Consider the following 26169-nt stretch of genomic DNA (forward strand, 5'->3'; position numbering starts at 1 on the left):
ACCCACTCGCCACAAGGCCCCGCTTCCCTTCGCTCAGTCGCATCGACTGCGCGAAAGGGCGTGATTCTAGGCGCGTTCCGAACGCGCCGCAAGCGAAATTTCGCAGCGGCACGCGGCGGCCATTTCGGGCGCCGCGCGACTGCCCTTGGAGTGAGCAAAGCAGCAAAGCGTATGAACGCGGGTCGCGCGGGACGCCCCCGAGATCCCCGGCGCAGGCGAACGCACAGCTAGGCTTACTGTTCGGCGGATGCGACTAGAATGGAGGGTTCATCGAATCCAACCAAGTCAGCCTATATGCGCTCGCGAATCGCCAAACGCCTTCCGCCCGACGCCGACAAGCTCGTCGGCCTTTCCCTTGCACTGTTCGCATCGGGCAGCCGCATCGAAGATCGCTTCTGGGAAGCAAAGCTCGACACGCTGCTCGCGAAAATCGTCCGCAACGGCAACCAGACGACGCTCGACGCGGCGCTCGATCATCTGCAACAAAATCATCCCGACGCATACGGCGCGCTCGCCGACATGGCCGAAACGCATAGCGAGTCGTTCATCGTCGAGCACGAGGGCACGTCCTACGAAGCGCTGTTGATCGCCGCCCCCATCTTGGCGTGGACGAGATATATGATCCCCTCCGGCCCGCTCAAGGGCGACGCCGTCGAAGCACTGCGCGCACATCTGCATGCACATGTGCTGGCGGGCGAGGCGCGCGTCGCGCTGGCGCCGTTCCTCTACAGCATCGACCAATTGCCGCGCCATCACGTCGAAACCTATCGCCTCGCCCAGCAATTGATCCAGGCCGCGGTCACGGGCGCGGCAGCGAAGATGAACTTTGGCGATCTGCCCGAAACTTCACCGATTCTGGCCGATCCGCGCTTTCTTCTGGCGGTGGTCGCAGCCCCCGTGGGCGCGCCGCTCTTTCGCTGGCAAGAAGAGGAAAACGGCGTGCGCATCGAACGCGGCCAATGCCTCGAGCAGTGGGCGACGCAGGGCGGCGCCAACCTGGCGCAGGTGCTGCCGGGCTGCGAATTCGAATGCCTGCTGCCCGACGCCTACTACTCGGCCTGCCGCGACGCCGACGAACGCGTGCGGCCGCACACCGTGCGCACGGCCATTCGCTATCTGTTCGACACGATCGGAGCCACGCCGCAAGACTTGCGTGCCGTCGTCGCCGGCTTCGGCGAGCGACGCATCGACGAGTACCGTGTCGGCTTCACCCGCCGCGGCAGCAACGACGTGATCTACGGCGTCGTGTGGCCGCTTTACGGCCGCGAGAACGGCGAACTCGCCATCGACGAAGAAGCGGAAGACACGGGCGGTCCGCTCGACGAAATCATCGCGCTGCTCAAGGAGACCGGGGTCACCGACGTACGCCGCCACGCGGGACGGTTCGAACCGGAATATTGCGATGACTGCGGCGTCCCGCTGTATGCGGATCCCCTCGGCGAAATCGTTCACGCCGAGATGCCCGAAGACGCCGAGCCCGCCCAACCGCACTTCCACTAAACCCGCATCCGCCCTCCTGTCGCCCGTTTTGCCGTCGCCGCAACCGGCGGCGGCAGAGCCGTCCTATGCCATCCGGCTAGCCGCCCCCACGTAAGGAATTTGTCATGATTGCGCAGCGGCGCATCGTGGCGGCCGGCCTGTTTCCGGCGGTCGGTCACGGCGCCATCCGTACCGATCAAAAGGAGGCAAAAACATGCGGTTCGCAGTTCTCAGTTCGGAAGCCGAGCGGCGCGACGGGCTCAAAGCGCTTTTGCGGCAGATCGACCGGCAAGCCCGGTTTTGCGAAGCGCGCGACTGGGCGCAGGCCAGCCGCGCGATGCGGCGTTTGCCGCCGGAGCTCATCGTCGTCGACTGGCAAGATCCGATGAGGCTCGGTTCGGTGCGTGCGCTGCAGGCCGAGTATCCAGGCCTGCGCGTCGCCGCATTCGTCGACGACATCACGCCATCCCGTGTGCGGGCCCTCGTCGATGCGGGCGTGCACGGCGTGATTCCACGCACGACCAATCCGCTGTTGATCGTGCGTCTGCTCGAACTCGTGCTCGCCGGCGGGCACTACGCCCCGTTTCTCGCCGACGGCGCGCGCAGTTCCGCCGTGGCCGCCGCGCCTGCCACCGTCCCGGCGGGCCCCGCTGCTGCCACGGTCCCGACCATCTCCCCCCGGCGCGAATCGAGCGACGAGCCGCTCCGGCGCAAACGCTTCGCGGCGGCGCTGTCGCCGCGTCAAGAGCAAATCATGCGCTGCGTCCACATGGGCAGCACCAACAAAATGATCGCGCGCACGCTCGGCATCAGCGAGGGCACGGTCAAGATCCACCTGGCCAGCATATTTCAACAGTTGGGAGCCCCGAACCGCGCCGCCGCAGTTGCCATCTACAACGGCTGGCTCACACCGCAACTCGAGGTGCTGCGCCGCGAAGGGCGGGGCACACCTAAGCCCGTGCTCGGCAAAGGCGGCCCCGTGCCGTTGCGCCGCGTGCCCGCGTTCAAATATCCGTTGTCCCGGCACGACAGCGCAATCGACCTGCCGCTCGCCGCCGAGCCCGACGTGCCGTTCGGTGGCACGGCGCCCGCAGCCAATTGAGCCGCCGAGCGCGTCGGCGCGGCACTTGCTATAACGTCAATTGAGGGGGCCGCGGCATACTCGTACGAGGCTCCCACCTTTCGCAGCCCAACGAGTAATATGGACGCCATGGGCTTCCTGTATACGCCGCTTCCGCTCTGGGTCGCTGTCGGTGGCTGGGCCATCGCCGCGCTCGTGCTCACGCTCGCTCTCGCACAGCGTCCGTTCCGGCGTCTGCAGGACGGGACGCTGCAGCACGTATGGCTCGCCATCATCGTGGCCATTTCCGTGCTGTGGGCCACCAACGCCTGGCTCGACGACGGTCCGGTCATGCACCTGCTCGGCGCCACCTTGCTGGTCACGCTGTTCGACTGGGCGCTGGCGCTCGTCGCCATGGCGCTCGTGTCGGGCGTCGCAGCCCTCGTATTCGATGCGGCGTGGCAAGGTGTCGCGCTGACGTTTCTCATTTACGGCGCGATGCCGGTCGGCGTCTCCGCCTTGCTGCAACGCGCTTGCACCGCTTGGTTGCCGCGCAACTTGTTTGCATTCATCTGCGCTCAAGGCTTCGTCTCTCCGGCGATCGCCGTCACGGTCGCGGGGGTTGCGGCCGCCGCGACCCATATCGCGCTTGCCGATGGTTCATCGGCCGTCGTACCCATCGGCTACGCCTTCAGCGTATTTTTGCTGGCCGCGGGCGAGGCGTGGTTCACCGGGATGTCCACCGCGCTCATCGCCGTCTATAAACCTACGTGGGTCACGACGAACGACGTGCGCCGTTACCGGCTCGGCGGCCCCCGTACTTGAAGCATTCCGGTGCGCGCGCCGCACCCGGGCCCGGGCCCGGACCGACATCGATGCCGATGCCGATGCCGATGCCGATCCCAAGATCGAATATCCCTCCAAAACCGAATATCCCTTCGAAACGCCGCGGCAATGGCGTGCATCGACCCATGTCGAACTCATGCACCCGGAACCAGACACGCCGCGACGCAAGCGATGCCCGCCCGCACGACTGTCAAAATTTATTCATCTCGACATTGAACTCCGTCTGCGAGTGGGGCATCTTACGTGCCTGTGTCTCAATTGTGCTTATCGGATGGATAGCTACACGATTTCACGCCGCGTGCGTCGGCTCGCAGCCCGGCTGACCGCCTGCGCGGCATTCATGCTGCCGCTTCTTGCGGCGAGCGAAGCCCGCGCCGATCTCATCGACCAGCGCAACGAGATGATCGCCCACTTCGTCAACGACATGCATGCGGACCCGCTCATCGCGGATTGCGCGGCCCATGGCAACTTCGTCGCGAGCACTTCGACGGTCATCGATCACGTGGATTTTCCGCCCGCCGCGTTCGACTCGGCCCACGCCGCCATCACGCCATGGAATCAGCCATTCGATGAGGGCAAGCAGCGCGTGACGGTCGAGAACGTCGTCACGGTCGAAGGCCAGGGCATCGCGCGCGACACCCAGCACGAATCCTATCCGCTGAAGTTTCGGTGCGGCTACGTCGGCACGCAGATGCTCGCCTTCAGTTGGAACGATCCCGTGCCGGCCCTCAAGCCTCATAAGGAACGCTCGACCAAGAAGGGCAAAGGCCACCACACGGGCAAGAGCGCCATCAAGCATTCGACGAGCCGAAAGAAATCGTCGTCCAAGGCGGCCGCGAAGCACTGACGGGGGTTGCGCGGCACAGCGCGCAACGCTCAACCGAACGTTTCGATCTGGCGCAGCACCGCACCCAGCATCGCCGCACCCAGGGCCGCGCTGCGCTCGCCATTCCAACCGACCCGCTCGTCGGGCAAGTTCGCGTTGTCCTTGAAGGGCATTTCGAGCGTCAACGACAAACACCCGAAGGTGTGGCCGATGTACTTCGAGGCGAGCTTGAGCGCATCTTCTTGGTACTTCGCCGCCTCGTATCCGTAGACATCCTGGAAGTCGGGGCTCGCTTGCTTGAACGCCTCGATGAACGCGCGCTGCTCCTGCAATTGGCGCTCGGTGAAGTTCGGCAGCATTTCGCTGCCCGCGACGAAGACATAGGACAGCGCTTCGTCTCCGTGAATGTCGAAGAACAAGTCGCAGCCGTTCGCGTGAATCGCGTCTCGCACGCACAGCACCTCAGGGCTACGCGCCGCGTCCGGTTCTAGCCACTCGCGATTGAGGTTCGCCCCCATCGCGTTAGTGCGCAAATTACCGCGCACGCTGCCGTCGGGGTTCATATTCGGCACGATGTAAAACACGGCGTGCTCGTAGAGCTTGCGCGCGAGCGCATCGCCCGCCCAGTCGCCCCAGCCCGCCAAGCGCTTGACGAGCCCCTCGACGAACCATTCGGCCATCGTCTCGCCCGGATGCTGGCGCGCGATGATCCATACCTTCTTCTTCGCGCGCCCTTCGGCCGCCTGCGGCGTGCCGAGCACGAGCAGCGACATCGGGCGATTCTCGACCGTGCGCCCGATCTCGACGAGCGTCGCCTGCGGCATTTGCTGGACGGCGCCGAGAAACTGCGCGTGGCGCTCCTCGCTGTACGGTTCGAAATACGCGTAGTAAATCGAATCGAAGTCGGGCGTATGGTCGATCGTCAGTTTCTGTCCGTCGTATGAGGTCGGTACGCGAAACCAGTTGACGCCGTCGTAACTCGCCATCGCTCTATAGCCGTGCCAGCCCTGCGCGAATGCACACTGCGCGGCATTCTCGAACGTCATCGCACAGCGCTGCCCGCGCGCACCGGACAAGCGAAAATAGAACCACTGCGCGAACGCGGCGCGATTGTCGGCACGAATGCGCAGCCGGATGTCGTCCGCCGTCTCGCACGATACGACTTCGATCGCGCCGGCGTCGAAGTTGCTGGTGATCGAAAGGCTCATCGAGGGTCCTTGGAAAAGGGATGCCGTGTCAGCCGGCGACGCGGCGGCGAAACACGAAGGTCGAATCGTTCGAGGCGGCCGCGTCGAACGCGTAGCCGTCCACCGCGAAGTCCTTCAACTTCTCGGGTGAGTCGATCCGCTGCTCCACGACGTATCGCGCCATCAAGCCGCGCGCCCGCTTCGCATAAAAGCTGATGATTTTATAGCGCCCGCCCTTCCAATCCTCGAACACGGGTGTCACGACCGGCCCTTCGAGCCGCTTGGGCCGGACCGATTTGAAATACTCGGTGGAGGCGCAATTGACGATCACGCGCGCACCGCCTTTGTTGCGGCGCAATTGCGCATTGAGCGCATCGGTGATGCGCTCGCCCCAAAACGCGTATAAGTCCTTCCCCCGCGGGTTCGGCAAGCGCGTGCCCATTTCGAGCCGGTACGGTTGCAGCAGATCGAGCGGGCGCAGCACGCCGTACAGACCCGACAGAACCCGCACGTGGCGCTGGGCGTAGTCGAGATCGGCGGCCGAAAGCGTCTTCGCGTCGAACCCTTCGTAGACATCGCCGTTGAACGCGAGCACGGCCTGCTTGGCATTATCCGGACTGAACTCGCGCGACCAATCGGCATATCGCTGAAAGTTCAAATGCGCGAGCGCGTCCGAGATATCCATCAGCGATGCGATGCGCTGCGGCGAGTAGCGGCGCAATTGGTCGATGAGTTGCGCCGCATCCTCGACGAAATCGGGAATCGTGTGTTTCGCGACGTGCGCAGGGGTCTCGTAGTCGAGCGACTTGGCCGGTGACAAAACAATTATCATGGAGGCTCGCCGGCACGCCGTGCCGAGCGGTAAAGACGAAAAGCCAGATTGTAGCGAATGCCCTATACCGATGCCGAAGGTCCAACCATTGCGCCGCGCGTTGTGCTCGATTCGAACGTTTGGATCGACATTCTCGTGTTCGACGACGCCGCGACACGCCCGATTCGCGACGCCTTGGAGCGCGGGGCGCTGCAGGCCGTGATCGACCCACGGTGCCTGGCCGAACTCGCACGCGTGCTCGACTATCCGCAGTTCGTCGCGCGCGCCGTCGACAAAGCGGCCGCACTGGCTACCGTGACACGCCTATCCACGGCCGCGCCGCTTCAAAACGCCGCCGACGGCCCGGTAGCATTGCCCAAATGCAAGGACCGCGACGACCAGAAGTTCCTCGAACTCGCGTTCGCCGCAAAGGCCGGATGGCTCGTGTCCAAAGATCGTGCGCTGCTCAAGCTCGCCAAACGCATGGCGCGCGACTTCGGCATTCGGATTGCCGAGCCCGCGCCGTTCACGGCGGCTTGTCTTCCTGTTGCCACCGCCACCGCTTGACGTTGACTCCGATCGCACCATGAATGCACCGAACGAACCGACGAACCAACCGCCTTTCGCGCTCGCCTCGCGCCTGCCCAACGTGGGCACGACGATCTTCACGGTCATGAGCGCACTCGCCGCCGAGCGCGGCGCCGTCAATCTCGGCCAAGGTTTTCCCGATTTCGACTGCGACCCGCGTATCGTCGAATCGGTCTCGCGCGCGATGCGCGACGGTCACAACCAATACCCGCCGATGGCCGGCGTCGCCCCCTTGCGCGAGGCCATCGCGCGCAAGATCGAGGCGATCCACGGCCGCGCGTACGATCCGCAGACGGAGATCACCGTTACCGCCGGTGCAACCCAGGCGCTATTGACGGCGATTCTCGCCACCGTGCATCCGGGCGACGAAGTGGTCGTGCTCGAACCGACTTACGACAGCTACGTGCCATCGATCGAGCTGGCCGGCGGCAAGCCCGTCTTCGTCACACTCGAGGCACCCGATTACGCGATCGATTTCGACCGGCTCGCAAGCGCAATCACGCCGCGCACGCGGCTGTTGCTGATCAACACGCCGCACAATCCGAGCGGCACCGTCTGGCATGCCGCCGACATGCGCCGCTTGGAAGAGATCGTGCGCGCGACGAACGTGTTGATTCTTTCGGATGAAGTCTACGAGCACATGGTCTATGACGGCGCGCCGCACGAGAGCGTCGCGCGTTATCCCGAACTCGCCCGGCGCAGCTTCGTCGTCTCGAGCTTCGGCAAGACGTTTCATGTCACGGGTTGGAAGGTCGGCTATGTCGCCGCGCCCGCCGCCCTGACCGCCGAGTTCCGCAAGGTCCATCAGTTCAACGTCTTCACCGTCAACACGCCGATGCAGGTCGGCCTCGCCAACTATCTGTCCGATCCCGCGCCTTATCTCGAGCTGCCCGCGTTCTACCAGAAAAAGCGCGACTTCTTCCGCGCGGGACTGGCCGGCACGCGCTTCAATCTGCTGCCCTGCGAAGGCACCTACTTCCAGTGCGTCGACTATTCGGCCATCAGCGACCTGCCGGAAGCCGAGTTCTCGAAGTGGCTGACCACCGAAATCGGCGTCGCGGCCATTCCCGTGTCGGCGTTCTATCACGAGGCGCACGAATCGGGCGTGGTGCGCTTTTGCTTCGCGAAACGCGAAGCCACGCTCGCGACCGCACTCGAGCGGCTCGCGCGTCTTTGAACAGGAATTCCGGCTATCGCTGACGCAGTTCGGCGCGGCCGATCTGCCGAAGGCGCCGGGCACCGCCGCCTTCGGTATCGATGCGACGCTCTGCGTCCACAATCGAATCAATCGATAGAACCAAGGAGACATGCATTCATGAGCGCCGAACTATTGGCATCGCGACCGCCCGAGAGCGAGTCGACTCTCGTGTTGACGTTGTCCAACCCCGGGGCGCGCAACGCGCTGCATCCGGACATGTATGCGGCGGGCATCCAGGCGCTCGAAACGGCCGAACGCGATGCGTCGATCCGCGCCGTGGTGCTCACCGGCGCCGACGATTTCTTTTGCGCGGGCGGCAATCTGAACCGCCTGCTGGAGAACCGCGCGAAAGCGCCTGCCGTGCAAGAGCAAAGCATCGATTTGCTCGCGCAATGGATCCTCGCGCTACGCACGTCCACCAAGCCCGTGATTGCAGCCGTGGCGGGCGCCGCGGCCGGCGCCGGCTTTTCGCTCGCGCTCGCCTGCGATTTGATCATCGCGGCGGACGACGCCAAGTTCGTCATGTCGTACGCTCGCGTGGGCCTCACGCCGGACGGCGGCGGCTCGTGGTTCCTCGCGCAAGCGTTGCCGCGCGCGTTGGCGACCGAAATCCTGCTCGAAGGCAAGCCCGTCTCGGCCGAGCGGCTGCACGCGCTGGGCGTCGTCAATCGGCTCGCCAAAACGGCGCAACTGCGAGACGCGGCCATTGCTTGGGCCGACGAACTCGCGCGCGGCTCGCCGAACGCGCAAGCCAGCATCAAAGCGCTCGTCGCCGCCGCGGGCGGTCGCTCCCTGGCCGACCATTTGACGGCAGAGCGCGACGAATTCGTCGCGGCGCTCCACCACGCGGACGCGCTCGAAGGCATCACGGCCTTCCTCGAAAAGCGTCCCGCCCGCTATCGATAGGTGCGCCCATGACGGCATTCGACCTCCCCGCCCGCCGGCGCATTTTTCTCATGCGGCACGGCGACGTGACCTACTTCGACGACAGCGGCCGCGCGATCGACCCCGAAACGGTGCCGCTCAATGCGCACGGCTTGGCGCAAGCGCGCGCCGCGGGCGCAGCGTTCGCGGCCGACGGCGTGCGCCTCGATCGTGTCATCGTGAGCGGCTTGCCCCGCACCGTGCAAACGGCGCAGCAGGTGCTCGCCGCCATAGGGCAGCACATCGAGCTCGAAATTTGGCCCGAGTGGCAAGAAGTTCGTGGGGGGCGATTGGCCGATCTGCCACCGGATCGAATCGAGGCGGCATTTCTCGGCGCATTCGACGGGGTCGTGGCCGAGACGACGCGCTTTCTCGGCGGCGAGACGATCGGCGAATTGCTCGACCGTACCCTGCCGCCGCTCGCGCGCTTGCGCGAAGATCCGTCATGGGAGACGGTGCTGCTCGTCTTGCACGGAGGTGTGAATCGCGCCTTGATCTCGCATGCGATCACTGCCGGCGGGCGCGCCTTCTTCGGTCACCTCGCGCAGGCAACGGGCTGCATCAACGCGCTCGACGTCGGCGCCAAACCAGGCGACTGGGTCGTGCGCATGCTGAACTATTCGCCGCCGACGCCGCTTTTTCGAGACGTGCGCCATACCACGATGGAAATGCTCTATTCGCAGTACCTGCGCTACCGCGCAACGTGACACATTGCGCGGCTTCGACCAACGATCGCCGCGGCGCCGTCGCCAGCGGCCATCGAGCGTCGGCAACGATCCGATGATCGAGCTCCACCCTCAACGGGAGTCGTTACATGGCAACGAAAGAGTCGGCAGTCGATTCGAACGGAGAGCAGGACTATTCGGCTTTCGTGGGCACGCGCGCCGTCGCGCAGCAACAACGCTTCGACACAGATGCGCTCGCCGCATGGCTGCGCGAGCACCTGGACGGATTCGCGGGGCCGCTCGCCATCGAGCAATTCGCCGGCGGGCAATCGAACCCGACCTTCAAGCTCGTGACGCCTTCGCGCAGCTACGTCATGCGCGCGAAACCGGGCCCCGCCGCAAAATTGCTGCCCTCCGCCCATGCGATCGAACGCGAGTATCGGGTGATGCACGCGTTATCGCGCACGGGCGTGCCCGTCGCCCGCATGCTCGCGCTCTGCGAAGACGAAGCCGTGATCGGCCGCGCGTTCTACGTGATGGAGTACGTCGAGGGCCGCGTGTTGTGGGACCCATCGTTGCCCGGCATGACGAGCGCGCAGCGCGGGGCGATCTACGACGAAACGAATCGCGTCATTGCCGCGCTGCATACGCTCGACCCGGCGGCCATCGGCCTTGCCGATTTCGGCAAACCGGGCCATTACCTCGCACGCCAAATCGCGCGTTGGAGCAAGCAGTACGAGGCTTCCGAGACCGAACCGATCGACGCCATGCGGCGCCTGATCGCATGGCTGCCCGCGCACACGCCACCCGCCGCGGCCGACGCGCCCGAACGCGCGGCGATCGTCCACGGCGATTATCGTCTCGACAACCTCATCTTCCATCCGAGCGAGCCGCGCATTCTCGCTGTGCTCGACTGGGAGCTGTCGACGCTTGGAGACCCCATCGTCGACTTCGCCTATCACTGCATGGCCTGGCACGTCGATCCGGTTCAATTCCGCGGCATTGCGGGCCTGGATTGGGCGACGCTCGGCATTCCCGATGAACGCAGCTACGTCGAGCGGTACTGCCAGCGCACGGGTTTTTCGATTCCCGGCGATTGGAATTTCTACCTTGCCTTCAACATGTTTCGGATCGCCGCGATCCTGCAGGGAATCATGAAACGGGTGACGGTCGGCACGGCGGCGAGCGCGCAGGCGCTCGATGCGGGCCGACGGGCGCGGCCCATGGCCGAGTTGGCCTGGTCGTACGCGCAGAAAGTGCAATAGCCGTAGCGATGTGCGCAGCCCAGCGCACCCGAATACCACGTAACGGTCATGGCGGGCGCATCGGCAACGACGCCCCCAACACTGCGAGGCCATCATGAATTTCGATTACACGCCGAAGGTTCAAGCACTGTGCGCGAAGCTGCTCGATTTTTTCGAGGCGCACATCTACCCGAACGAGCGCGCCTTTCTGGACGAAGTCGCGCGCAACCGCGCCGCCGGCAACGCCTGGCTGCCGACCGAACTCGTCGAAACCTTGAAGGCCCGCGCGCGGGAAGCTGGGCTCTGGAATCTGTTCCTGCCCGATTCCGCGCGCGGCGCGGGACTCACGAACCTCGAATACGCTCCGCTTGCGGAGATCATGGGCCGTGTGCCGTGGGCGCCCGAAGTCTTCAATTGCAACGCGCCCGACACCGGAAACATGGAGACGCTCGAACGCTACGGTTCAGAGGAGCACAAGCGCACTTGGCTCGAGCCGCTACTCGAAGGCAAGATCCGCTCGGCGTTCTTGATGACCGAGCCCGAGGTCGCCTCCTCCGATGCGACCAACATCGAGACGCGCATCGAGCGCGACGGCGATTCCTATGTCATCAACGGCCGCAAGTGGTGGTCCTCGGGCGCCGGCGATCCGCGCTGCAAGGTCTACATCGTCATGGGAAAGACCGACCCGAATGCCCCCAAGCATACGCAGCAGTCGATGATCCTCGTGCCGGCCGACGCGCCGGGCGTGACCGTGCATCGCCCGCTGAGCGTGTTCGGCTACGACGACGCGCCGCACGGCCATATGGATATCACGCTCGAGAACGTGCGCGTGCCCACGTCGAACATCCTGCTCGGCGAAGGGCGGGGTTTCGAAATCGCGCAAGGACGGTTGGGGCCAGGGCGCATCCACCATTGCATGCGGCTCGTCGGCCTTGCAGAGCGCGCACTCGAGCTCATGTGCAAACGCACCGCGGCGCGCATCGCCTTCGGCAAGAGCATTGCGGCGCAGACCGTCACCCAGGAACGGATCGCGCAAGCGCGCTGCATGATCGAGCAAGCGAGACTATTGACGCTGAAGACGGCCTATATGATGGACACGGTCGGCAACAAGGGCGCGCGCGGCGAGATCGCGATGATCAAAGTGGTGGCGCCGAACATGGCCTGTCAAGTCATCGACTGGGCGATCCAAGCGCACGGCGGCGGCGGCATGTGCGACGACTTCCCGCTCGCCTACGCGTACACCTGCGCGCGAACGCTGCGATTCGCGGACGGTCCCGACGAAGTGCATCGCAATGCGATCGCTAAGCTCGAGTTGGCGCGGCATGCGGTGGCGGGTTGATGGACTCGCGCCGGCCTAGCGCACGTCGCGGGCAGGCCTGCCGAGGGGCGCAACTACCGCATGACCTCGCCGCGTGCAGGGGCTTGTGAAGCCGTCAGCGAGACCGATCCATCCGTGCTAACTTGCCCGTGCATCGGCGTCGCCCGTCGCGGCGCCGGCCCGTACACGAGGAGCGACGATGATCGACGTCTACAGCTGGGCTACGCCGAACGGCCACAAAGTTCACATCATGCTCGAGGAAACCGGGCTCGAGTACCGCGTCCACCCGATCGATATCGGCGCGGGCGATCAATTCAAGCCGGAGTTTCTCGCGATCAGCCCTAACAACAAAATTCCTGCGATCGTGGATTCGGACGGCCCGGGCGGCGCGCCGATTTCCTTGTTCGAATCGGGCGCCATTCTGATTTATCTCGCCGAGAAGACCGGCAAGTTCTTGCCGGCCGACCCCGCGGGCCGATACGCCACACTGCAGTGGCTCATGTTCCAGATGGCCGGACTCGGGCCGATGCTCGGCCAGACGCACCACTTCCGCATCTATGCGCCGCAGCAGATCGAGTACGCGGTGAATCGGTATACGAACGAGGCGAAGCGCTTGTACGGCGTGATGGACACGCGGCTCGGCAAAACCGCTTACCTTGCCGGCGGCGACTACACGATCGCCGATATCGCGGCCTTTCCGTGGACGCGCTCGTGGCAAAACCAGGGCATCGACTTGGCGGATTTCCCCAACGTCAAGCGCTGGCACGAGGCGATCGCCGCTCGGCCAGCCGTGCAGCGCGGGGTCGAAGTGCTCGCGTCGGCTCGGCGCGCGCTCACCGACGACAAGGCCAGGGACATTCTGTTCGGCGCGACGCAGTACGCCAAGCACTGACCCTCTGCGCCAAAACCGGACGCATGATCCGTTCGCCTGCGCCCGCCGCAACCGCTAGCCGACGCTGCCGCCGCCGCGTTGGCGCATGGCATCGGCGCTTGCGCAGCGCCTGGCGGCGTGTCGAAGCACACGTTCGATGCTTGGGGTGGCGCTGCACCATCCCGAATCGCGACTTGACCGGTCGATCCCCGTGATTCGGCTCGAGCGAGTCGCTCAGAAATAATGCCGTGTAACGAACTGCGCGACGCACGCGGGCTTGGTTCCCCCATCGACTTCGACGGTCACATCCCACACCACCTGCAACGCGCCGTCGGGCACGTCGCCGACTTCGGCGACGACAAACGACGCTCGCAGACGGGCGCCGATCGGCACCGGCGCGGGAAATCGCACGCGATTGAGCCCGTAGTTCACGCCCATCCGCTGCTCGATCCGCACGACCTGCGCGAGTTGCGAGGCAATGAGAGAGAGGGTCAAGAAACCGTGCGCGATGGGACCGCCGAACGGCGATTCTCGACGTGCGCGCTCGGCATCGACGTGGATCCATTGATGGTCGCCGGTGGCGTCGGCGAACCGGTCGACCCGCGTTTGGTCGATCTCGATCCATTCGCCGACGAGCGGCTCACGGCCCACACGAGCGAGTAGCGCAGCCCCATCGGTAATGCTCAAGGGCGCGCGCGCGTCGGGCGACGCGGGCAACACTGCGTCCGTCATATCGCCGCCTGATGCGGGCCTTGCGGATGTCGCAGCCCGAACATGACGTTCGAGCGCACGGTAATGACCGTTTCATCCGCTTGATTGATGCCTTCCCACTGCGTCGTGATAATGCCGCGATCGGGACGGCTGGCCGACACGCGCTTGGCCAGCACCGAGTTGTACATGCGCAGCGTATCGCCGGGCCGCACGGGGCGCAGCCAGCGAATTTCATCGATACCGGGGGAACCGAGCGAAGACGATCCCCGCAAGACATTGCGCACCAGCATGCCCATCATGACCGAGCAGGTATGCCAACCGCTCGCGATCAAGCCCCCGAAGGGTGACGCTAGAGCGGCCTCTGCGTCGATGTGAAACGGCTGCGGGTCGAATCGCTCGGCGAATTCGACGATTTCCTCGGTCGTGAAGGTGTGCGCACCCACTTCGATGCGCGAGCCGACTTGCCAATCCTCGTAGCAGAACCCCATCCTGCGCTTCCCTCCGGTGTCGGGCTTTCGATGGCCTGCTGCCCGGCGTTTTTCTGAAGCGGCCGCTATTGCAGCGACTCTTTCGGTACGCAAACGCTCGGCAGCGCCATCACGTCGATACCCTCGTCTACCAGCGCGCGAGCGTCCTCCGGCGTCGTGACGCCGCGAATGCTGCGCGTCGGCGCTTCGTTGTAATGAATGCGCCGCGCCTCTTCGGCAAAGCGGTCACCGACGTTTTCTGCCTTGCCCACGATCTCGCGCAGCATGCGCAGCGCCATCGCCTCGAACTCGCGCGCACGCTCGACGGCGCCGCCGGATTCGGCCGTGGCCTCACGCCCGCCCTCGCCCGCGGCTTCCCGTGCGTCGCGCGGCTGCGCCAAGTCCTGCCGCGGCCTCGTCGCGCCCGATAAATTCAGGCGCGGCGCGGACGGCATGCGACTTACCTCCGTCGCCGCGCAGACCGGACATGCGATCAGCTTGCGCGACAACTGAGATTCGAAGTCAGCGGCGGAGGCGAACCAGCCTTCGAACCGATGACCGTGCGGACACTGCAGATCGAGAACCTTCATGCTAGATACGAGCCGGATGCAACCAATGTGCGCGTAAGTGTAGCGCAATTGGGGCGAACGATCGTTCGCCCCCGCGCCGTGCGTTGTTACGCGCCTACGGCTCGATCGGCAGCGCCAGGCACCGGCGGAAACGGCGGCTCCTTCCGGTCGGGCTGCCACTCCCCCGACAGCACTTTTTCGAGCCAGAAGTGGCCGATGATCGTCTTGACGTCCGTGATTTCGCCCGTGCGGATCCACTCGCCCACTTGCGCCACGTCCGCCGTGAAGACTTCGAGGAACTCGCCGTCGTCGAGCTTGCGCTCGCCCGCCGTTAGGCCGCGAGCGAGGAAGATGTCGATGAATTCGGTCGAATAAGAAATGATCGGATGAATGCGCGTCAGAAACGTGTATTCGCGCGCCGAATACCCTGTCTCCTCACGCAACTCCCGTTCGGCGCAGGCGAGCGCCCCTTCGTCCGGATCGAGCTTGCCCGCCGGAAACTCGGTCATCACCTGGCAGATCGGATAGCGATACTGCCGCTCGAGCAACACCCGGCCGTCGTCGAACAAGGGGATGACCATGACGGCGCCCGAATGCAACACGTACTCGCGTTTCGTGTGTTTGCCGTCCGGCAGGCGCACCGTATCGCGTTTGATTTTGAGGAACCCGCCGTCATAGACGGACTCGCCGTCGAGGCGCGTTTCTGTCAGCGACGCATGGTGATGCGGATGGTTGGGATCGGAAGGTTGGGCCATCTGAGCGCTCCTAGGATGAGGTCACGCCGCGACGTGACGCGCCCCCGGCAGCGGTGGCCGATGGGGCCGTCAGCGACGCTTGACGAGATATTGAAACGCAAAACCGGGAAACGCGAACACCACGAACAAGCAGAACGTGATCGCGTAGAACTGCCAGCCTTGATCGAACCGGTTGCCCGCTCGCGCTTCGAGATAAAAGCCGATCAGGCCGACCGCGAAATACAACGCGATCAGTTCGGCGATACGAATCCACGCGTTCTTTTTCGCGGTGGGCAGCGGCGCCACGGCGAATAGCCGCTGATTGAGGAACGGCAGGTTGGCGCCGACGAGCGCCAACAACACGATGAACCAGCCGGCTGCGGACATGTCAGGCTCCCGCGCCGATCGCGCCGCAATCACGGCTCGCGCGCCCCCGCCCGGCGCGAGCGCGCGTGCGGCCGGAGCAAGGGGTCGAGCGTACGTTCCCGCCGGCGGATGCCGCCAGCGTGCGCCAGGACTTCATCACAGCGCGACAGGCAGCGTATGCGTCACGGCGTTCAGGCACAGCGTCATCAGCGGCCCCGGCACGATGCCGAGCGCCACGACGGCGATGCCGTTGAGCACGAGAAGCCACCGGCCCGATGCATCGCTCGCGAGCGGCGACGTATCTTGGGGCGCGTCGAAGTACATCAGCTTGACGATGCGCAGATAGTAGAACGCACCGAACAGCGACGTGATCACGGCCAGCACGGCAAGCCAGGTCAGACCGGCGTTGACGGTCGCCTCGAGCACGGCGAGCTTCGCGTAGAAACCGACCGTCGGCGGAATGCCGGCCAGCGAGAACATCATCGCCATCATGACGAAGGCGAACACGGGGCTGCGCTTGTTCAAGCCCTTGAAATCGTCCAGCGTATCGGCCTCGAAGTCGCGGCGCGCGAGCAGCATGACGATGCCGAACGAACCGAGCGTCGTCAGCAGATAGATGATGCTGTAGAACATCGCCGAGCTGTAGGCGCTCGCCATGCCGTCCGCCTTGCCGTCGACCACGCCCGAAAGCAGACCGAGCAGCACGAAGCCCATGTTCGAGATCGCCGAATAAGCGAGCATGCGCTTGACGTTGCGCTGCACGATACCCGTGATGTTGCCGACGATCAGCGACAGCGCCGCCAGAATCGTCAACATCTGCTGCCAATCGCCTGCGAGCGGCAACACCCCCATGACGAGCAGGCGCAAGCCCCACGCGAAGGCCGCGACCTTCGGGCCGCCGCCAACGAGCAATGTCATGGCCGTCGGTGCGCCGTGATAGACGTCGGGCACCCACATGTGGAACGGCACCGCACCCATCTTGAACGCCACGCCCGCCACGATGAAGATCACGCCGAACAGCAGCACGACATTGTTGATGTGCCCGGAGGCGACCGCCTTGAGCACTTCGTTCAGATCGAGCGAGCCCGTCGCGCCGTAGAGCATCGACATGCCGTAGAGCAGGAAGCCCGAAGCGAGCGCGCCGAGCACGTAGTACTTCATGGCCGCTTCGTTCGACTGCGACGCGTCGCGACGCAGCGCAATGGCCGCATACAGCGAGAGCGACATCAGTTCGAGGCCCAGATACAGCGTGAGGAAGTTGCTGCCCGAGATCATCACGAGCTGGCCGAGCAGCGCGAACATGCCGAGCAGGAAGTAATCCCCGCGGAACAGGTTGCGGTCGTCCAGATACTTGCGCGAATAGATCATCGTCACGGCGTAGCCGAGCGACACGACCGCTTTCATCGCGCTCGCAAAGCCGTCGACGACGTACATGTGCGAGAAGAAGTAATGCGGCTGCGGATCGAACACGAGCGTGACGAACCAGACGCCCGCGACGAGCGAGGACAGCACCGCGATCAGGTACGTCAGGCGCCGGCCCGAATCGCCGGCGAACGTTTCGTTCAGCCACGCGAGGACGGCGGCCACCATCAGCAGCCCATCGGGCAACAAGAGAGACATAGGGGCGTTTTGCATGATCTTTTCGTTCCTCCGCTCGGCGTTACTGTGACACCGGCAGCTTCGACTGCGCGACGTGGGAGAGGAGGTTTTCCACGGAGACGTGCATCACATCGGTGAAAGGCTTCGGATACAGGCCCATGAACAGCGTGAAAAACGCCAGCACGCCGAGAATCAGATACTCGCGGCCGTTGATGTCCTTGAGCGCCTTCACGTGATCGTTCGTCACCGCGCCAAAATACACGCGCTTGTACATCCACAGCGTGTAGGCAGCGCCGAGAATCAGCGTGAATGCAGCGCCGAACCCAATCCAGAAGTTGAACTGAACCGCGGCCAGAATCACCATGAATTCGCCGACGAACCCGGACGTGCCCGGCAAGCCGCAGTTGGCCATCGAGAACAGCATCACGAGCGCGGCGAACTTGGGCATGACGTTCACGACGCCGCCGTAATCGGCGATCTGGCGCGAGTGCATGCGGTCATAGAGCACGCCGATGCAAAGGAACATCGCGCCCGAGACGAAGCCGTGCGAGATCATCTGCACGATCGCGCCCTCGACGCCGAGCTGATTGAAGATGAAAAAGCCCAACGTGACGAAGCCCATGTGCGCGATCGACGAATACGCGACGAGCTTCTTCATGTCGGCCTGCACCATCGCCACGAGGCCGATGTAGATGACGGCAATGAGCGACAGCGTGATGATCACCGGCGCGAGCGTGTGGCTTGCGTCGGGTGCGATCGGCAGCGAGAAGCGCAGGAAACCGTACGCGCCGAGCTTGAGCATGATCGCGGCCAGCACCACCGAGCCGCCCGTCGGCGCTTCCACGTGCGCATCGGGCAACCACGTATGCACGGGCCACATCGGCACCTTGACGGCGAACGCCAGGAAGAAGGCGATGAACAGCAACACCTGCGGCGTCATCGCAATCTTGGCGCTTTGCCATGCGGCCAGATCGAACGTTCCCGTCTGGACGTAGAGATAAATCAGCGCGACGAGCATCAGCAGCGAGCCGGCCAGCGTATAGAGGAAGAACTTGAACGCGGCGTAAATCCGGTTCGGTCCGCCCCACACGCCGATGATCAGGTACATCGGGATCAGCGTCGCTTCGAAGAACACGTAGAACAGCAGACCGTCGGCAGCGGAGAACACGCCGACCATGATCCCCGAGAGGATCAGGAATGCCGCCATGTATTGCGACACGTGTTCGGTGATGACTTCCCAGCCGGCGATCACGACGATCACCGTGATCAAAGCCGTCAGCACGACGAACCACATCGAGATGCCGTCGACGCCGAGGTGGTACGTGATATGGAAGCGCTCGATCCAGTTCGCCTGCTCGACGAACTGCAGCGCGGCGCTCGTCGTATCGAAGCCGCTGATGAGCGGCAACGTCACGAGCAGCCCGAGAATCGAGCCGATCAGCGCGAGCCAGCGCGCGGGTCCAGGGTTCTTATCGGAACCGACGGCGAGAACGGCCAAACCGAAAACGATCGGCAGCCAGATCGCGGTACTAAGAATCGGAAAAGAGTGCATTAAGTGTCCCCCGCCTTATTTGCCGCCGAGCGTTACAAACAGGGTAAGGAGCCCCAGCATGCCGATGATCATGGCGAACGCGTAGTGGTAGATGTAACCGGATTGCAGGAAGCGGATCACGCTGGCGAACCAACCGATGAAGCGTGCGCTGCCGTTGACGAGACCGTCGATGACCACGACGTCGCCTTCTTTCCACAGGCCGCGGCCGATGGCCACCGCACCGCGTGCAAAGACGACTTCGTTGATCTTGTCCATGTAGTACTTGTTCTCGAGCAGCGTGTAGACCGGGCCGGCCGCGCGGCGAATCACCGCCGGCAGATCCGGGCGAACCAGATACAGGAACCACGCCGTCACCACACCCGCAATGGCGAGCCACAGCGGCAGCGACTGCACCGAATGCAGCGCCATCGGCAGCCAGCCGTGGAATTCCTTGGCCATTTCTTCGATCGCGCCGTGGTTCTCGCCGACGAAGATGACCTTCTCGAACGCCACACCGTGCGCGAAGAAATCGCCGTAGATCATGGGGCCGATCGCGATCGCGCCGATGATCACCGAGGGAATGGCCAGCAATACCAGCGGCACCCATACGACCCACGGCGTTTCATGCGGCTCGTGGGCATGCCCGTGACCGTGATCGTCGTGACCATGGCCATGGTCGTGACCATTGCCGCCGTGCGCGGCCGATTCCGCGCCATGGCCGTTGCCGAAATCTTTCGGATGACGGAACCGCTCTTCGCCGTGGAACACCATGAAGTACATACGGAACGAATACAGCGCCGTCACGAACACGCTCGCCACGACCGCGAAGTACGCGAAGCCCGAACCCGGCAGATGCGAGAGGCCCACGGCATCGATGATCGAATCCTTCGAATAGAAGCCGGCGAAGAACGGCGTGCCGATCAGCGCGAGCGAACCGACGAGCGACGTGATCCACGTGATCGGCATGTACTTGCGCAGGCCGCCCATGTTGCGCATGTCTTGATCGTGATGCATGCCGATGATGACCGAGCCCGCGCCGAGGAACAGCAACGCTTTGAAGAACGCGTGGGTCATCAGGTGGAACACCGAGATCGAATACGCCGACGCGCCCAGCGCTACCGTCATGTAGCCGAGCTGCGAGAGCGTCGAGTACGCGACCACGCGCTTGATGTCGTTCTGGACGATGCCGAGGAACCCCATGAACAGCGCCGTGATCGCGCCGATCACCATGATGAACGAGAGCGCCGTATCGGACAGCTCGAACAGCGGCGACATGCGCGAGACCATGAAGATACCGGCCGTCACCATCGTCGCCGCGTGAATCAGCGCGGAGATAGGCGTCGGACCTTCCATCGAATCGGGCAGCCAGACATGCAGCGGGAACTGCGCCGACTTACCCATCGCGCCGATGAACAGGCAAATGCAGGCGACCGTCAGCAAGCCCCACTGGGTGCCCGGGAACGTGAGCGCCGCGAGCGCCTCGCGCTTGGCGAACACTTCGCCGTAGTTCATCGAACCGGCGTAGGCGAGAATGAGGCCGATGCCGAGCAGGAAGCCGAAATCGCCGACGCGGTTCACGAGGAACGCCTTCATGTTCGCGTAGATCGCGCTTTCACGAGTGAAGTAAAAGCCGATCAGGAGATACGACACGAGACCCACCGCTTCCCAACCGAAGAACAGCTGCAGGAAGTTGTTGCTCATGACGAGCATCAGCATCGAGAACGTGAACAGCGAGATATACGAGAAGAAGCGCTCGTAGCCGTCGTCCTCGGCCATGTAGCCGATCGTGTAGATGTGAACCATCAGCGACACGAAGGTGACGACGCACATCATCATCGCCGTGAGCGAATCGACGAGGAAGCCGACTTCGAGCTTGAGCGGGCCGACTCGCATCCATTCGTAGACGGTCGCGTTGTAGCTCGCGCCGTGCAGGACGTCGGCGAACACCATCGCCGACAGAATGAACGAGATCAGCACGCCGAGGATCGTGACGCGGTGGCTACCCTTGCGCCCTACCAGCTTCCCGCCAAGACCTGCAATCAGCGAGCCGGCGAGCGGTGCGAGCGGAACCGCCAGCAGCAGGTTTTCATTGAGTGTCGTGGACATAACCGCAGTGCCTGAATTTAACCTTTGAGCTGATCGAGATCCTCGACGTTGATCGTGTCGAGGGTACGGAACAGAGTCACGAGAATCGCAAGACCGATCGCCGCTTCGGCCGCGGCCACCGTCAACACGAAGAACACGAAGATCTGCCCGTGTATGTCGCCAAGGTAGTGCGAGAACGCGACGAAGTTCGTGTTCACCGCGAGCAAGATCAGTTCGATCGCCATCAGGATGATGATGACGTTACGACGATTCAGGAAAATGCCGACGACGCCGATCGCAAACAAGATCGCGCCGAGCACGAGGTAATGAGCCAGAGTCACCATATTTTTCTCCTCGATGCTCAACGGTTGCTGTCGACCGCGCCGGCGCCGACATTGGCGTTCGGCTCGCCGGCGGCGCCTTCGGCGGTAGCCGGCAGCGTCGCCTTCTCGGCCTGCATCTTCACGATGCGCACGCGGTCTTGCGCGCGCACCTTCACTTGATCCGACACGCGCTGGCGCTTGCTGTCCTTGCCCTTGCGCGCCGTCAGCGCGATCGCCGCGATGATCGCGACGAGCAAGACGAGCCCGGCCACTTCGAAGGCGAACACGTAATCGGTGTAGATCACCTTGCCGATCAAGTACGTGTTCGGCATCGCGCTCGCGCCCGCGGCCGCCGCATCGCGCACCGGCGTGCTGGTCGCGCCGTAGCCGTGCCAGAGGATCAGCGCCGTCTCGACGATGATGATCGCGCCGACGATCGTCGCCACGGGCACGAAGCGCTTGAAGTCTTTGCGCAGCACGTCGAGGTTGATGTCGAGCATCATCACGACGAACAGGAACAGCACCATCACCGCGCCGACGTAGAGCAACACGAGCAGGATCGCGAGGAATTCGGCCTCGAGCAGCATCCAGATCGCCGCCGCGTTGAAGAACGCGAGCACGAGAAAGAGCGCCGACCCGACCGGGTTGCGCGACGTGATCACCTTCAGCGCCGACACGGTCAGGAGCAGCGCGAAGATGTAAAACAGTACGGTCGTGAATTCCATGATTACCGGTTCATCGTTAGCTCATCAATTAGGCGTAGTGGTCGCAGGCGGCACACCGCTTCTCACCGCGGCGGACGAACCACCGCGTCACCCCAACAACGCGTCGAGCACATGCAACTGCGTCAATGCTTGTCAACGATACGGCGCGTCGGCCGCTTTCGAAGCCGCGATCTCCGCTTCGTAGCGATCGCCCACCGCGAGCAACATGTCCTTGGTGAAGTACAAGTCGCCGCGCTTTTCGCCGTGGTACTCGAGGATGCTCGTCTCGACGATCGAATCGACGGGGCAGCTTTCCTCGCAGAAACCGCAGAAGATGCACTTGGTCAGGTCGATGTCGTAGCGCGTCGTGCGGCGCGTGTTGTCCGCGCGCACTTCCGACTCGATCGTGATGGCAAGCGCCGGACACACCGCTTCGCACAGCTTGCAGGCGATGCAGCGCTCTTCGCCGTTTTCGTACCGGCGCAGCGCATGCAGGCCGCGGAAACGCGGCGAGAGCGGCGTCTTTTCCTCGGGGAACTGCACCGTGAACTTGCGGCGGAACGTGTAACGGCCCGTCAACGCCAGCCCCTTGAGCAGCTCGGTCAGGAAAAACGTCTTGAAGAAGTTTTGAATAGCGTTCATTTCGCTGCGCCTTTATTTCCAGATGTTCAGCGGCGACATGATCCAGAAGCCGACCACGACCACCCAGACGATGCACACGGGCAGGAACACTTTCCAGCCGAGGCGCATGATCTGGTCATAGCGATAGCGCGGGAACGTCGCACGCGCCCAGATGAACACCGACAACAGGAGGAACACCTTCAGCATGAGCCAGAAGATGCCCGGAACGAACGACAAGAAGCCGAACGGCGCGCTCCAGCCGCCCAGGAACAGCGTGGCGGCCAGCGCGGAAATCACGATCATGTTGATGTACTCGGCGAGGAAGAACAGCGCGAACGCCATCCCCGAGTAATCGATCATGTGGCCCGCCACGATTTCGGACTCCCCTTCCACCACGTCGAACGGGTGGCGGTTCGTTTCGGCGATGCCCGAGATGAAATAGACGACGAACACCGGCAGCAGCGGCAGCCAGTTCCACGAGAGGAACGTGACCCCGTGCGAGGCGAAGAAGCCGCGCATTTGCGAGCCGACGATATCCGACAGGTTCAAGCTGCCCGAAGTCATCAGCACGACGACGAGCGCAAACCCCATCGACACTTCGTACGAGACCATCTGCGCGGCGGCGCGCATGGCGCCGAGGAACGCGTACTTCGAGTTGGAGGCCCAGCCCGCGAGGATCACGCCGTACACGCCGATCGACGAGATCGCAATGACGTAGAGCAGGCCCGCGTTGATGTTGCCGAGCACGGCTTGCGCTTGGAACGGAATCACGGCCCAGACCGCGAAGGCGGGCACCACCGTCATGATCGGCGCAATCAGATAAAGCCAACGACTCGCGGCCGTCGGCTGAATCACTTCCTTGAGCAACAGCTTGAGCACGTCGGCGATCGGCTGCAGCAAACCCGCAGGGCCGACGCGATTCGGCCCGAGACGCACGTGCATCCAGCCGATGAGCTTGCGTTCCCAGAGAATCAGGTATGCCACGCACAGCAGAATCGCGACGGAGACGACGAGGATGCGCACGAGCGCCCACACGGTGGGCCAAGCCGCACCGAGCGCCTGCGCGCCCCCTGCGTTGATCGTATCGAACAAGCTCATTACGCCTTCTCCACCACGAGTTCACCGAACAGAGCGCCGAGGGCAGCGCCAAGCGTCGTGCCGGCCGAGACGCGCACCGCCGTATCCGCGAGCAGCGCATCGCGCGTCGCGCCGGCTTGCACGGAACGACCGCCTTGGCGCACGCGCACCGCATCGCCTTCCTTGAGTCCCAACTTGTCGCACAATGCGGCCGAAAGGCCGATCGATTCGGCCGCGCGGCTCGCAGCCGTCAGATGGAGCGACGGCGCGCGGCGCACGAGCGCATCGGCGTGATAGATCGGCACATCGGCGATGCGCTCGAGCACGCCGCTCGCTTGCGTGCCGCGCGAGAGCGCCGCCTCGGTGCGGTTGTTCAAGCGCGACGCATCGACGCCCTGTGGCAACGCCGCGGCGCGCACGTCTTCGACGGAGTCGTACTCGAAACCGGGCAAGCCGAGGACGTTACCGAGCACGCGCAGCACCTTCCAGCCCGGACGCGTTTCGCCGAGCGGGCGCACGACGCCGCTGAATGCCTGCAACGTGCCCTCCGCGTTGACGAACGCGCCGGCCGTTTCCGTGAACGGCGAGATCGGCAGCAATACGTCGGCGTAGTCGAGGCCCGTCTTGAACGGCGACATGACGACGACCGTCTCGGCCTGGCGCAGCGCGGCAAGCGCCTGCGCGGGGTTGGCCGTATCGAATTCGGGTTCGAAGTTGAGCAGCACATAGCCCTTGCGCGGCTCGTCGAACGCTTGGCGAGCGTTCAACCCTTGCGCGCCGGGTAGCGCGCCGACCAAATGCGCGCCCACGGTGTTCGCCGCTTCCGTGAGGAAGCCGAGCGTGGCGCCCGTTTGTTCGGCGATCCACTGAGCCAGCGCATGGATGCGTGAAAACTCGGGGTGTTGGACCGCGCTGTTGCCGATCAACACCGCGCGCTTCTCGCCGCTCGCCAGGGAGGCGGCGATCTCTTGCGCGGCAGCCGTCGCTTCGACGCCCGCCACGCCTTGCGGCAGCGCGACGTTGCGCGCTTGCGCGACGGCGGCGGCGATGCCGGCCAGCGTATCGACCCACGCCGACGGCGCGGCAACGATCGTCTTCGCGGTCGGGATCAGCGAGTTCTCGCCCGTTGCGTGCAACAGGTGCAGCTTGGCGCCGCTACGCGCGGCTTGGCGCAGACGCGCAGCCATCAGCGGATGGTCGCGGCGCAGGAACGAGCCGATCACGAACGCGCCGTCGAGCGTCGAGAGATCGGCGAGCGGCATGCCGAGCCACGGCGCACCGGCGCTCGCACCGGAGAAATCGGACTGACGCAGCCGGAAGTCGACGTTCGCCGTACCGAGCGCTTGCGCGAGCTGCTTGAGCAGGAACAATTCCTCGACCGTGCTATGCGCGCTGCCGAGCATCGCGAGCGCATTCGCGCCGTGATCGGCGGCCACGCCCTTCAGGCTCTTGGCCGCATATTCAAGCGCGGTCTGCCAATCGGTTTCGATCCATTCGCCGCCTTGCTTGATCATCGGCTGCGTCAAGCGGCCTTCGCTGTTCAGCCCTTCGTACGAGAAGCGGTCCTTATCGGAGATCCAGCACTCGTTGATGGCTTCGTTCTCGAGCGGCAGCACGCGCATGACGCGGTTGTTCTTGCTTTGCACGACGAGATTGGCGCCGACCGAATCGTGCGGGCTCACCGACTTGCGGCGCGAGAGTTCCCACGTGCGGGCGCTATAGCGGAAAGGCTTGCTCGTGAGCGCGCCGACCGGGCACAGATCGATCATGTTGCCCGACAGTTCGGAATCGACCGTCTTGCCGACGAACGTCGTAATCTCCGAATGCTCTCCGCGGCCCAGCATGCCGAGCTCCATGACGCCGGCGATCTCCTGGCCGAAGCGAACGCAGCGCGTGCAGTGAATGCAACGCGTCATCTCTTCCATGGAGATGAGCGGACCGACGTTCTTGTGGAAGACGACGCGCTTTTCTTCCGTGTAGCGCGAGGCCGACTTGCCGTAGCCGACTGCCAAGTCCTGCAACTGGCATTCACCGCCCTGATCGCAAATCGGGCAATCGAGCGGGTGATTGATGAGCAGGAATTCCATCACCGACTGCTGCGCCTTCACCGCCTTCTCGGACTTCGTGCGCACGACCATGCCGGCCGACACGGGCGTCGCGCAAGCGGGCACGGCCTTGGGCATCTTCTCGACTTCGACGAGACACATGCGGCAGTTGGCCGCGATCGAAAGCTTCTTGTGATAGCAGAAGTGAGGGATGTACGTGTCGACCTTATGCGCAGCCTGGATGACCATGCTGCCTTCGGGCACCTCGACCTTCTTCCCGTCTATTTCAAGTTCAACCATGATGGTGAATGGTCCTTAAC

Annotated in this window: 26 protein-coding genes; 11 read left to right on the forward strand and 15 right to left on the reverse strand. The window is 64.0% G+C overall.

The window, feature by feature from the left end; genetic code table 11:
* Window positions 1-294: 294 nt before the first annotated feature.
* From QQS38_RS21205 to QQS38_RS21220, 4 genes are all read left to right on the forward strand, one after another.
* Entirely contained in the window at window positions 295-1500 is a 1206-nt protein-coding gene (locus QQS38_RS21205) for a DUF2863 family protein (protein ID WP_479647325.1), read from the forward strand.
* Between the two features lie 193 nt (window positions 1501-1693).
* The gene (locus QQS38_RS21210; protein WP_479647326.1) at window positions 1694-2581 is read left to right on the forward strand and encodes a helix-turn-helix transcriptional regulator; all 888 of its coding nucleotides are present in this window, start codon (window positions 1694-1696) and stop codon (window positions 2579-2581) included.
* A 108-nt stretch (window positions 2582-2689) separates the two neighbouring features.
* Window positions 2690-3364, forward strand: a complete 675-nt coding sequence (locus QQS38_RS21215) for an energy-coupling factor ABC transporter permease (RefSeq protein WP_479647437.1) — start codon at window positions 2690-2692, stop codon at window positions 3362-3364.
* 292 nt (window positions 3365-3656) lie between these two features.
* A complete protein-coding gene (locus tag QQS38_RS21220) occupies window positions 3657-4232 on the forward strand; it encodes a BspC domain-containing protein (RefSeq protein WP_479647327.1) in 576 nt (191 codons plus the stop codon).
* Window positions 4233-4261: 29 nt separating this feature from the next.
* Here QQS38_RS21220 and QQS38_RS21225 read toward each other — a convergent pair whose 3' ends face one another.
* Window positions 4262-5419, reverse strand: coding sequence for a M14 family metallopeptidase (locus tag QQS38_RS21225; RefSeq protein ID WP_479647328.1), 1158 nt, complete (start codon window positions 5417-5419; stop codon window positions 4262-4264).
* Window positions 5420-5447: 28 nt separating this feature from the next.
* A complete protein-coding gene (gene yaaA, locus QQS38_RS21230; RefSeq protein ID WP_479647329.1) occupies window positions 5448-6230 on the reverse strand; it encodes a peroxide stress protein YaaA in 783 nt (260 codons plus the stop codon).
* Between the two features lie 57 nt (window positions 6231-6287).
* On the opposite strand from yaaA, the gene QQS38_RS21235 reads away from it, so the two are divergent.
* From QQS38_RS21235 to QQS38_RS21265, 7 genes are all read left to right on the forward strand, one after another.
* Window positions 6288-6776, forward strand: coding sequence for a putative toxin-antitoxin system toxin component, PIN family (locus QQS38_RS21235; RefSeq protein ID WP_479647330.1), 489 nt, complete (start codon window positions 6288-6290; stop codon window positions 6774-6776).
* Between the two features lie 19 nt (window positions 6777-6795).
* Window positions 6796-7974: a pyridoxal phosphate-dependent aminotransferase gene (locus QQS38_RS21240; RefSeq protein WP_479647331.1), complete on the forward strand. Its 1179-nt coding sequence runs from the start codon at window positions 6796-6798 to the stop codon at window positions 7972-7974.
* Between the two features lie 138 nt (window positions 7975-8112).
* A complete protein-coding gene (locus QQS38_RS21245) occupies window positions 8113-8901 on the forward strand; it encodes an oxepin-CoA hydrolase, alternative type (RefSeq protein WP_479647332.1) in 789 nt (262 codons plus the stop codon).
* Between the two features lie 8 nt (window positions 8902-8909).
* Window positions 8910-9626: a histidine phosphatase family protein gene (locus QQS38_RS21250; RefSeq protein ID WP_479647333.1), complete on the forward strand. Its 717-nt coding sequence runs from the start codon at window positions 8910-8912 to the stop codon at window positions 9624-9626.
* 107 nt (window positions 9627-9733) lie between these two features.
* Window positions 9734-10849: a phosphotransferase gene (locus QQS38_RS21255; protein WP_479647334.1), complete on the forward strand. Its 1116-nt coding sequence runs from the start codon at window positions 9734-9736 to the stop codon at window positions 10847-10849.
* Window positions 10850-10943: 94 nt separating this feature from the next.
* Window positions 10944-12167: an acyl-CoA dehydrogenase family protein gene (locus tag QQS38_RS21260; protein WP_479647335.1), complete on the forward strand. Its 1224-nt coding sequence runs from the start codon at window positions 10944-10946 to the stop codon at window positions 12165-12167.
* Between the two features lie 178 nt (window positions 12168-12345).
* A complete protein-coding gene (locus QQS38_RS21265; protein WP_479647336.1) occupies window positions 12346-13038 on the forward strand; it encodes a glutathione binding-like protein in 693 nt (230 codons plus the stop codon).
* Window positions 13039-13251: 213 nt separating this feature from the next.
* On the opposite strand, the gene QQS38_RS21270 is transcribed toward QQS38_RS21265, so the two are convergent.
* From QQS38_RS21270 to nuoG, 13 genes are all read right to left on the reverse strand, one after another.
* Window positions 13252-13749: a MaoC family dehydratase gene (locus tag QQS38_RS21270; RefSeq protein ID WP_479647337.1), complete on the reverse strand. Its 498-nt coding sequence runs from the start codon at window positions 13747-13749 to the stop codon at window positions 13252-13254.
* Window positions 13746-14216 carry a MaoC family dehydratase gene (locus tag QQS38_RS21275; RefSeq protein ID WP_479647338.1) on the reverse strand — a complete coding sequence of 157 codons (471 nt, stop codon included), beginning with the start codon at window positions 14214-14216 and terminating at the stop codon, window positions 13746-13748. The genes QQS38_RS21270 and QQS38_RS21275 overlap by 4 nt, the downstream gene beginning before the upstream one ends.
* 65 nt (window positions 14217-14281) lie before the next feature.
* Entirely contained in the window at window positions 14282-14785 is a 504-nt protein-coding gene (locus tag QQS38_RS21280; protein ID WP_479647339.1) for a DUF1178 family protein, read from the reverse strand.
* An 86-nt stretch (window positions 14786-14871) separates the two neighbouring features.
* Window positions 14872-15519 carry an NUDIX domain-containing protein gene (locus QQS38_RS21285; protein ID WP_479647340.1) on the reverse strand — a complete coding sequence of 216 codons (648 nt, stop codon included), beginning with the start codon at window positions 15517-15519 and terminating at the stop codon, window positions 14872-14874.
* 69 nt (window positions 15520-15588) lie between these two features.
* Complete coding sequence (locus tag QQS38_RS21290) at window positions 15589-15885, reverse strand: DUF2818 family protein (protein WP_479647341.1); 297 nt, start codon at window positions 15883-15885, stop codon at window positions 15589-15591.
* Window positions 15886-16020: 135 nt separating this feature from the next.
* A complete protein-coding gene (gene nuoN, locus QQS38_RS21295; protein WP_479647342.1) occupies window positions 16021-17499 on the reverse strand; it encodes an NADH-quinone oxidoreductase subunit NuoN in 1479 nt (492 codons plus the stop codon).
* 25 nt (window positions 17500-17524) lie between these two features.
* Window positions 17525-19015 (reverse strand): NADH-quinone oxidoreductase subunit M, encoded by a 1491-nt coding sequence (locus QQS38_RS21300; RefSeq protein ID WP_479647343.1) that lies wholly within the window; start codon window positions 19013-19015, stop codon window positions 17525-17527.
* Window positions 19016-19030: 15 nt separating this feature from the next.
* Window positions 19031-21100 carry an NADH-quinone oxidoreductase subunit L gene (gene nuoL / locus QQS38_RS21305; RefSeq protein WP_479647344.1) on the reverse strand — a complete coding sequence of 690 codons (2070 nt, stop codon included), beginning with the start codon at window positions 21098-21100 and terminating at the stop codon, window positions 19031-19033.
* Between the two features lie 17 nt (window positions 21101-21117).
* Window positions 21118-21423 carry an NADH-quinone oxidoreductase subunit NuoK gene (nuoK, locus tag QQS38_RS21310; RefSeq protein WP_277430005.1) on the reverse strand — a complete coding sequence of 102 codons (306 nt, stop codon included), beginning with the start codon at window positions 21421-21423 and terminating at the stop codon, window positions 21118-21120.
* A 17-nt stretch (window positions 21424-21440) separates the two neighbouring features.
* Entirely contained in the window at window positions 21441-22127 is a 687-nt protein-coding gene (locus QQS38_RS21315; RefSeq protein WP_479647345.1) for an NADH-quinone oxidoreductase subunit J, read from the reverse strand.
* Between the two features lie 132 nt (window positions 22128-22259).
* Window positions 22260-22748 carry an NADH-quinone oxidoreductase subunit NuoI gene (nuoI, locus tag QQS38_RS21320; RefSeq protein ID WP_479647346.1) on the reverse strand — a complete coding sequence of 163 codons (489 nt, stop codon included), beginning with the start codon at window positions 22746-22748 and terminating at the stop codon, window positions 22260-22262.
* A gap of 12 nt (window positions 22749-22760) precedes the next feature.
* Window positions 22761-23825 carry an NADH-quinone oxidoreductase subunit NuoH gene (gene nuoH / locus QQS38_RS21325; protein WP_479647347.1) on the reverse strand — a complete coding sequence of 355 codons (1065 nt, stop codon included), beginning with the start codon at window positions 23823-23825 and terminating at the stop codon, window positions 22761-22763.
* A complete protein-coding gene (gene nuoG / locus QQS38_RS21330) occupies window positions 23825-26149 on the reverse strand; it encodes an NADH-quinone oxidoreductase subunit NuoG (RefSeq protein ID WP_479647348.1) in 2325 nt (774 codons plus the stop codon). Before nuoG ends, nuoH begins: the two co-directional genes overlap by 1 nt.
* Window positions 26150-26169 lie beyond the last annotated feature (20 nt).

The sequence above is a fragment of the Trinickia sp. Z7 genome (assembly GCF_056498045.1).

Coding starts and splice junctions, on each gene's coding strand:
- QQS38_RS21205 (WP_479647325.1), top strand. CDS start 295: ATGCGCTCGCGAATCGCCAAACGCCTTCCGCCCGACGCCGACAAGCTC.
- QQS38_RS21210 (WP_479647326.1), top strand. CDS start 1,694: ATGCGGTTCGCAGTTCTCAGTTCGGAAGCCGAGCGGCGCGACGGGCTC.
- QQS38_RS21215 (WP_479647437.1), top strand. CDS start 2,690: ATGGGCTTCCTGTATACGCCGCTTCCGCTCTGGGTCGCTGTCGGTGGC.
- QQS38_RS21220 (WP_479647327.1), top strand. CDS start 3,657: ATGGATAGCTACACGATTTCACGCCGCGTGCGTCGGCTCGCAGCCCGG.
- QQS38_RS21225 (WP_479647328.1), bottom strand. CDS start 5,419: ATGAGCCTTTCGATCACCAGCAACTTCGACGCCGGCGCGATCGAAGTC.
- yaaA (WP_479647329.1), bottom strand. CDS start 6,230: ATGATAATTGTTTTGTCACCGGCCAAGTCGCTCGACTACGAGACCCCT.
- QQS38_RS21235 (WP_479647330.1), top strand. CDS start 6,288: ATGCCCTATACCGATGCCGAAGGTCCAACCATTGCGCCGCGCGTTGTG.
- QQS38_RS21240 (WP_479647331.1), top strand. CDS start 6,796: ATGAATGCACCGAACGAACCGACGAACCAACCGCCTTTCGCGCTCGCC.
- QQS38_RS21245 (WP_479647332.1), top strand. CDS start 8,113: ATGAGCGCCGAACTATTGGCATCGCGACCGCCCGAGAGCGAGTCGACT.
- QQS38_RS21250 (WP_479647333.1), top strand. CDS start 8,910: ATGACGGCATTCGACCTCCCCGCCCGCCGGCGCATTTTTCTCATGCGG.
- QQS38_RS21255 (WP_479647334.1), top strand. CDS start 9,734: ATGGCAACGAAAGAGTCGGCAGTCGATTCGAACGGAGAGCAGGACTAT.
- QQS38_RS21260 (WP_479647335.1), top strand. CDS start 10,944: ATGAATTTCGATTACACGCCGAAGGTTCAAGCACTGTGCGCGAAGCTG.
- QQS38_RS21265 (WP_479647336.1), top strand. CDS start 12,346: ATGATCGACGTCTACAGCTGGGCTACGCCGAACGGCCACAAAGTTCAC.
- QQS38_RS21270 (WP_479647337.1), bottom strand. CDS start 13,749: ATGACGGACGCAGTGTTGCCCGCGTCGCCCGACGCGCGCGCGCCCTTG.
- QQS38_RS21275 (WP_479647338.1), bottom strand. CDS start 14,216: ATGGGGTTCTGCTACGAGGATTGGCAAGTCGGCTCGCGCATCGAAGTG.
- QQS38_RS21280 (WP_479647339.1), bottom strand. CDS start 14,785: ATGAAGGTTCTCGATCTGCAGTGTCCGCACGGTCATCGGTTCGAAGGC.
- QQS38_RS21285 (WP_479647340.1), bottom strand. CDS start 15,519: ATGGCCCAACCTTCCGATCCCAACCATCCGCATCACCATGCGTCGCTG.
- QQS38_RS21290 (WP_479647341.1), bottom strand. CDS start 15,885: ATGTCCGCAGCCGGCTGGTTCATCGTGTTGTTGGCGCTCGTCGGCGCC.
- nuoN (WP_479647342.1), bottom strand. CDS start 17,499: ATGCAAAACGCCCCTATGTCTCTCTTGTTGCCCGATGGGCTGCTGATG.
- QQS38_RS21300 (WP_479647343.1), bottom strand. CDS start 19,015: ATGCACTCTTTTCCGATTCTTAGTACCGCGATCTGGCTGCCGATCGTT.
- nuoL (WP_479647344.1), bottom strand. CDS start 21,100: ATGTCCACGACACTCAATGAAAACCTGCTGCTGGCGGTTCCGCTCGCA.
- nuoK (WP_277430005.1), bottom strand. CDS start 21,423: ATGGTGACTCTGGCTCATTACCTCGTGCTCGGCGCGATCTTGTTTGCG.
- QQS38_RS21315 (WP_479647345.1), bottom strand. CDS start 22,127: ATGGAATTCACGACCGTACTGTTTTACATCTTCGCGCTGCTCCTGACC.
- nuoI (WP_479647346.1), bottom strand. CDS start 22,748: ATGAACGCTATTCAAAACTTCTTCAAGACGTTTTTCCTGACCGAGCTG.
- nuoH (WP_479647347.1), bottom strand. CDS start 23,825: ATGAGCTTGTTCGATACGATCAACGCAGGGGGCGCGCAGGCGCTCGGT.
- nuoG (WP_479647348.1), bottom strand. CDS start 26,149: ATGGTTGAACTTGAAATAGACGGGAAGAAGGTCGAGGTGCCCGAAGGC.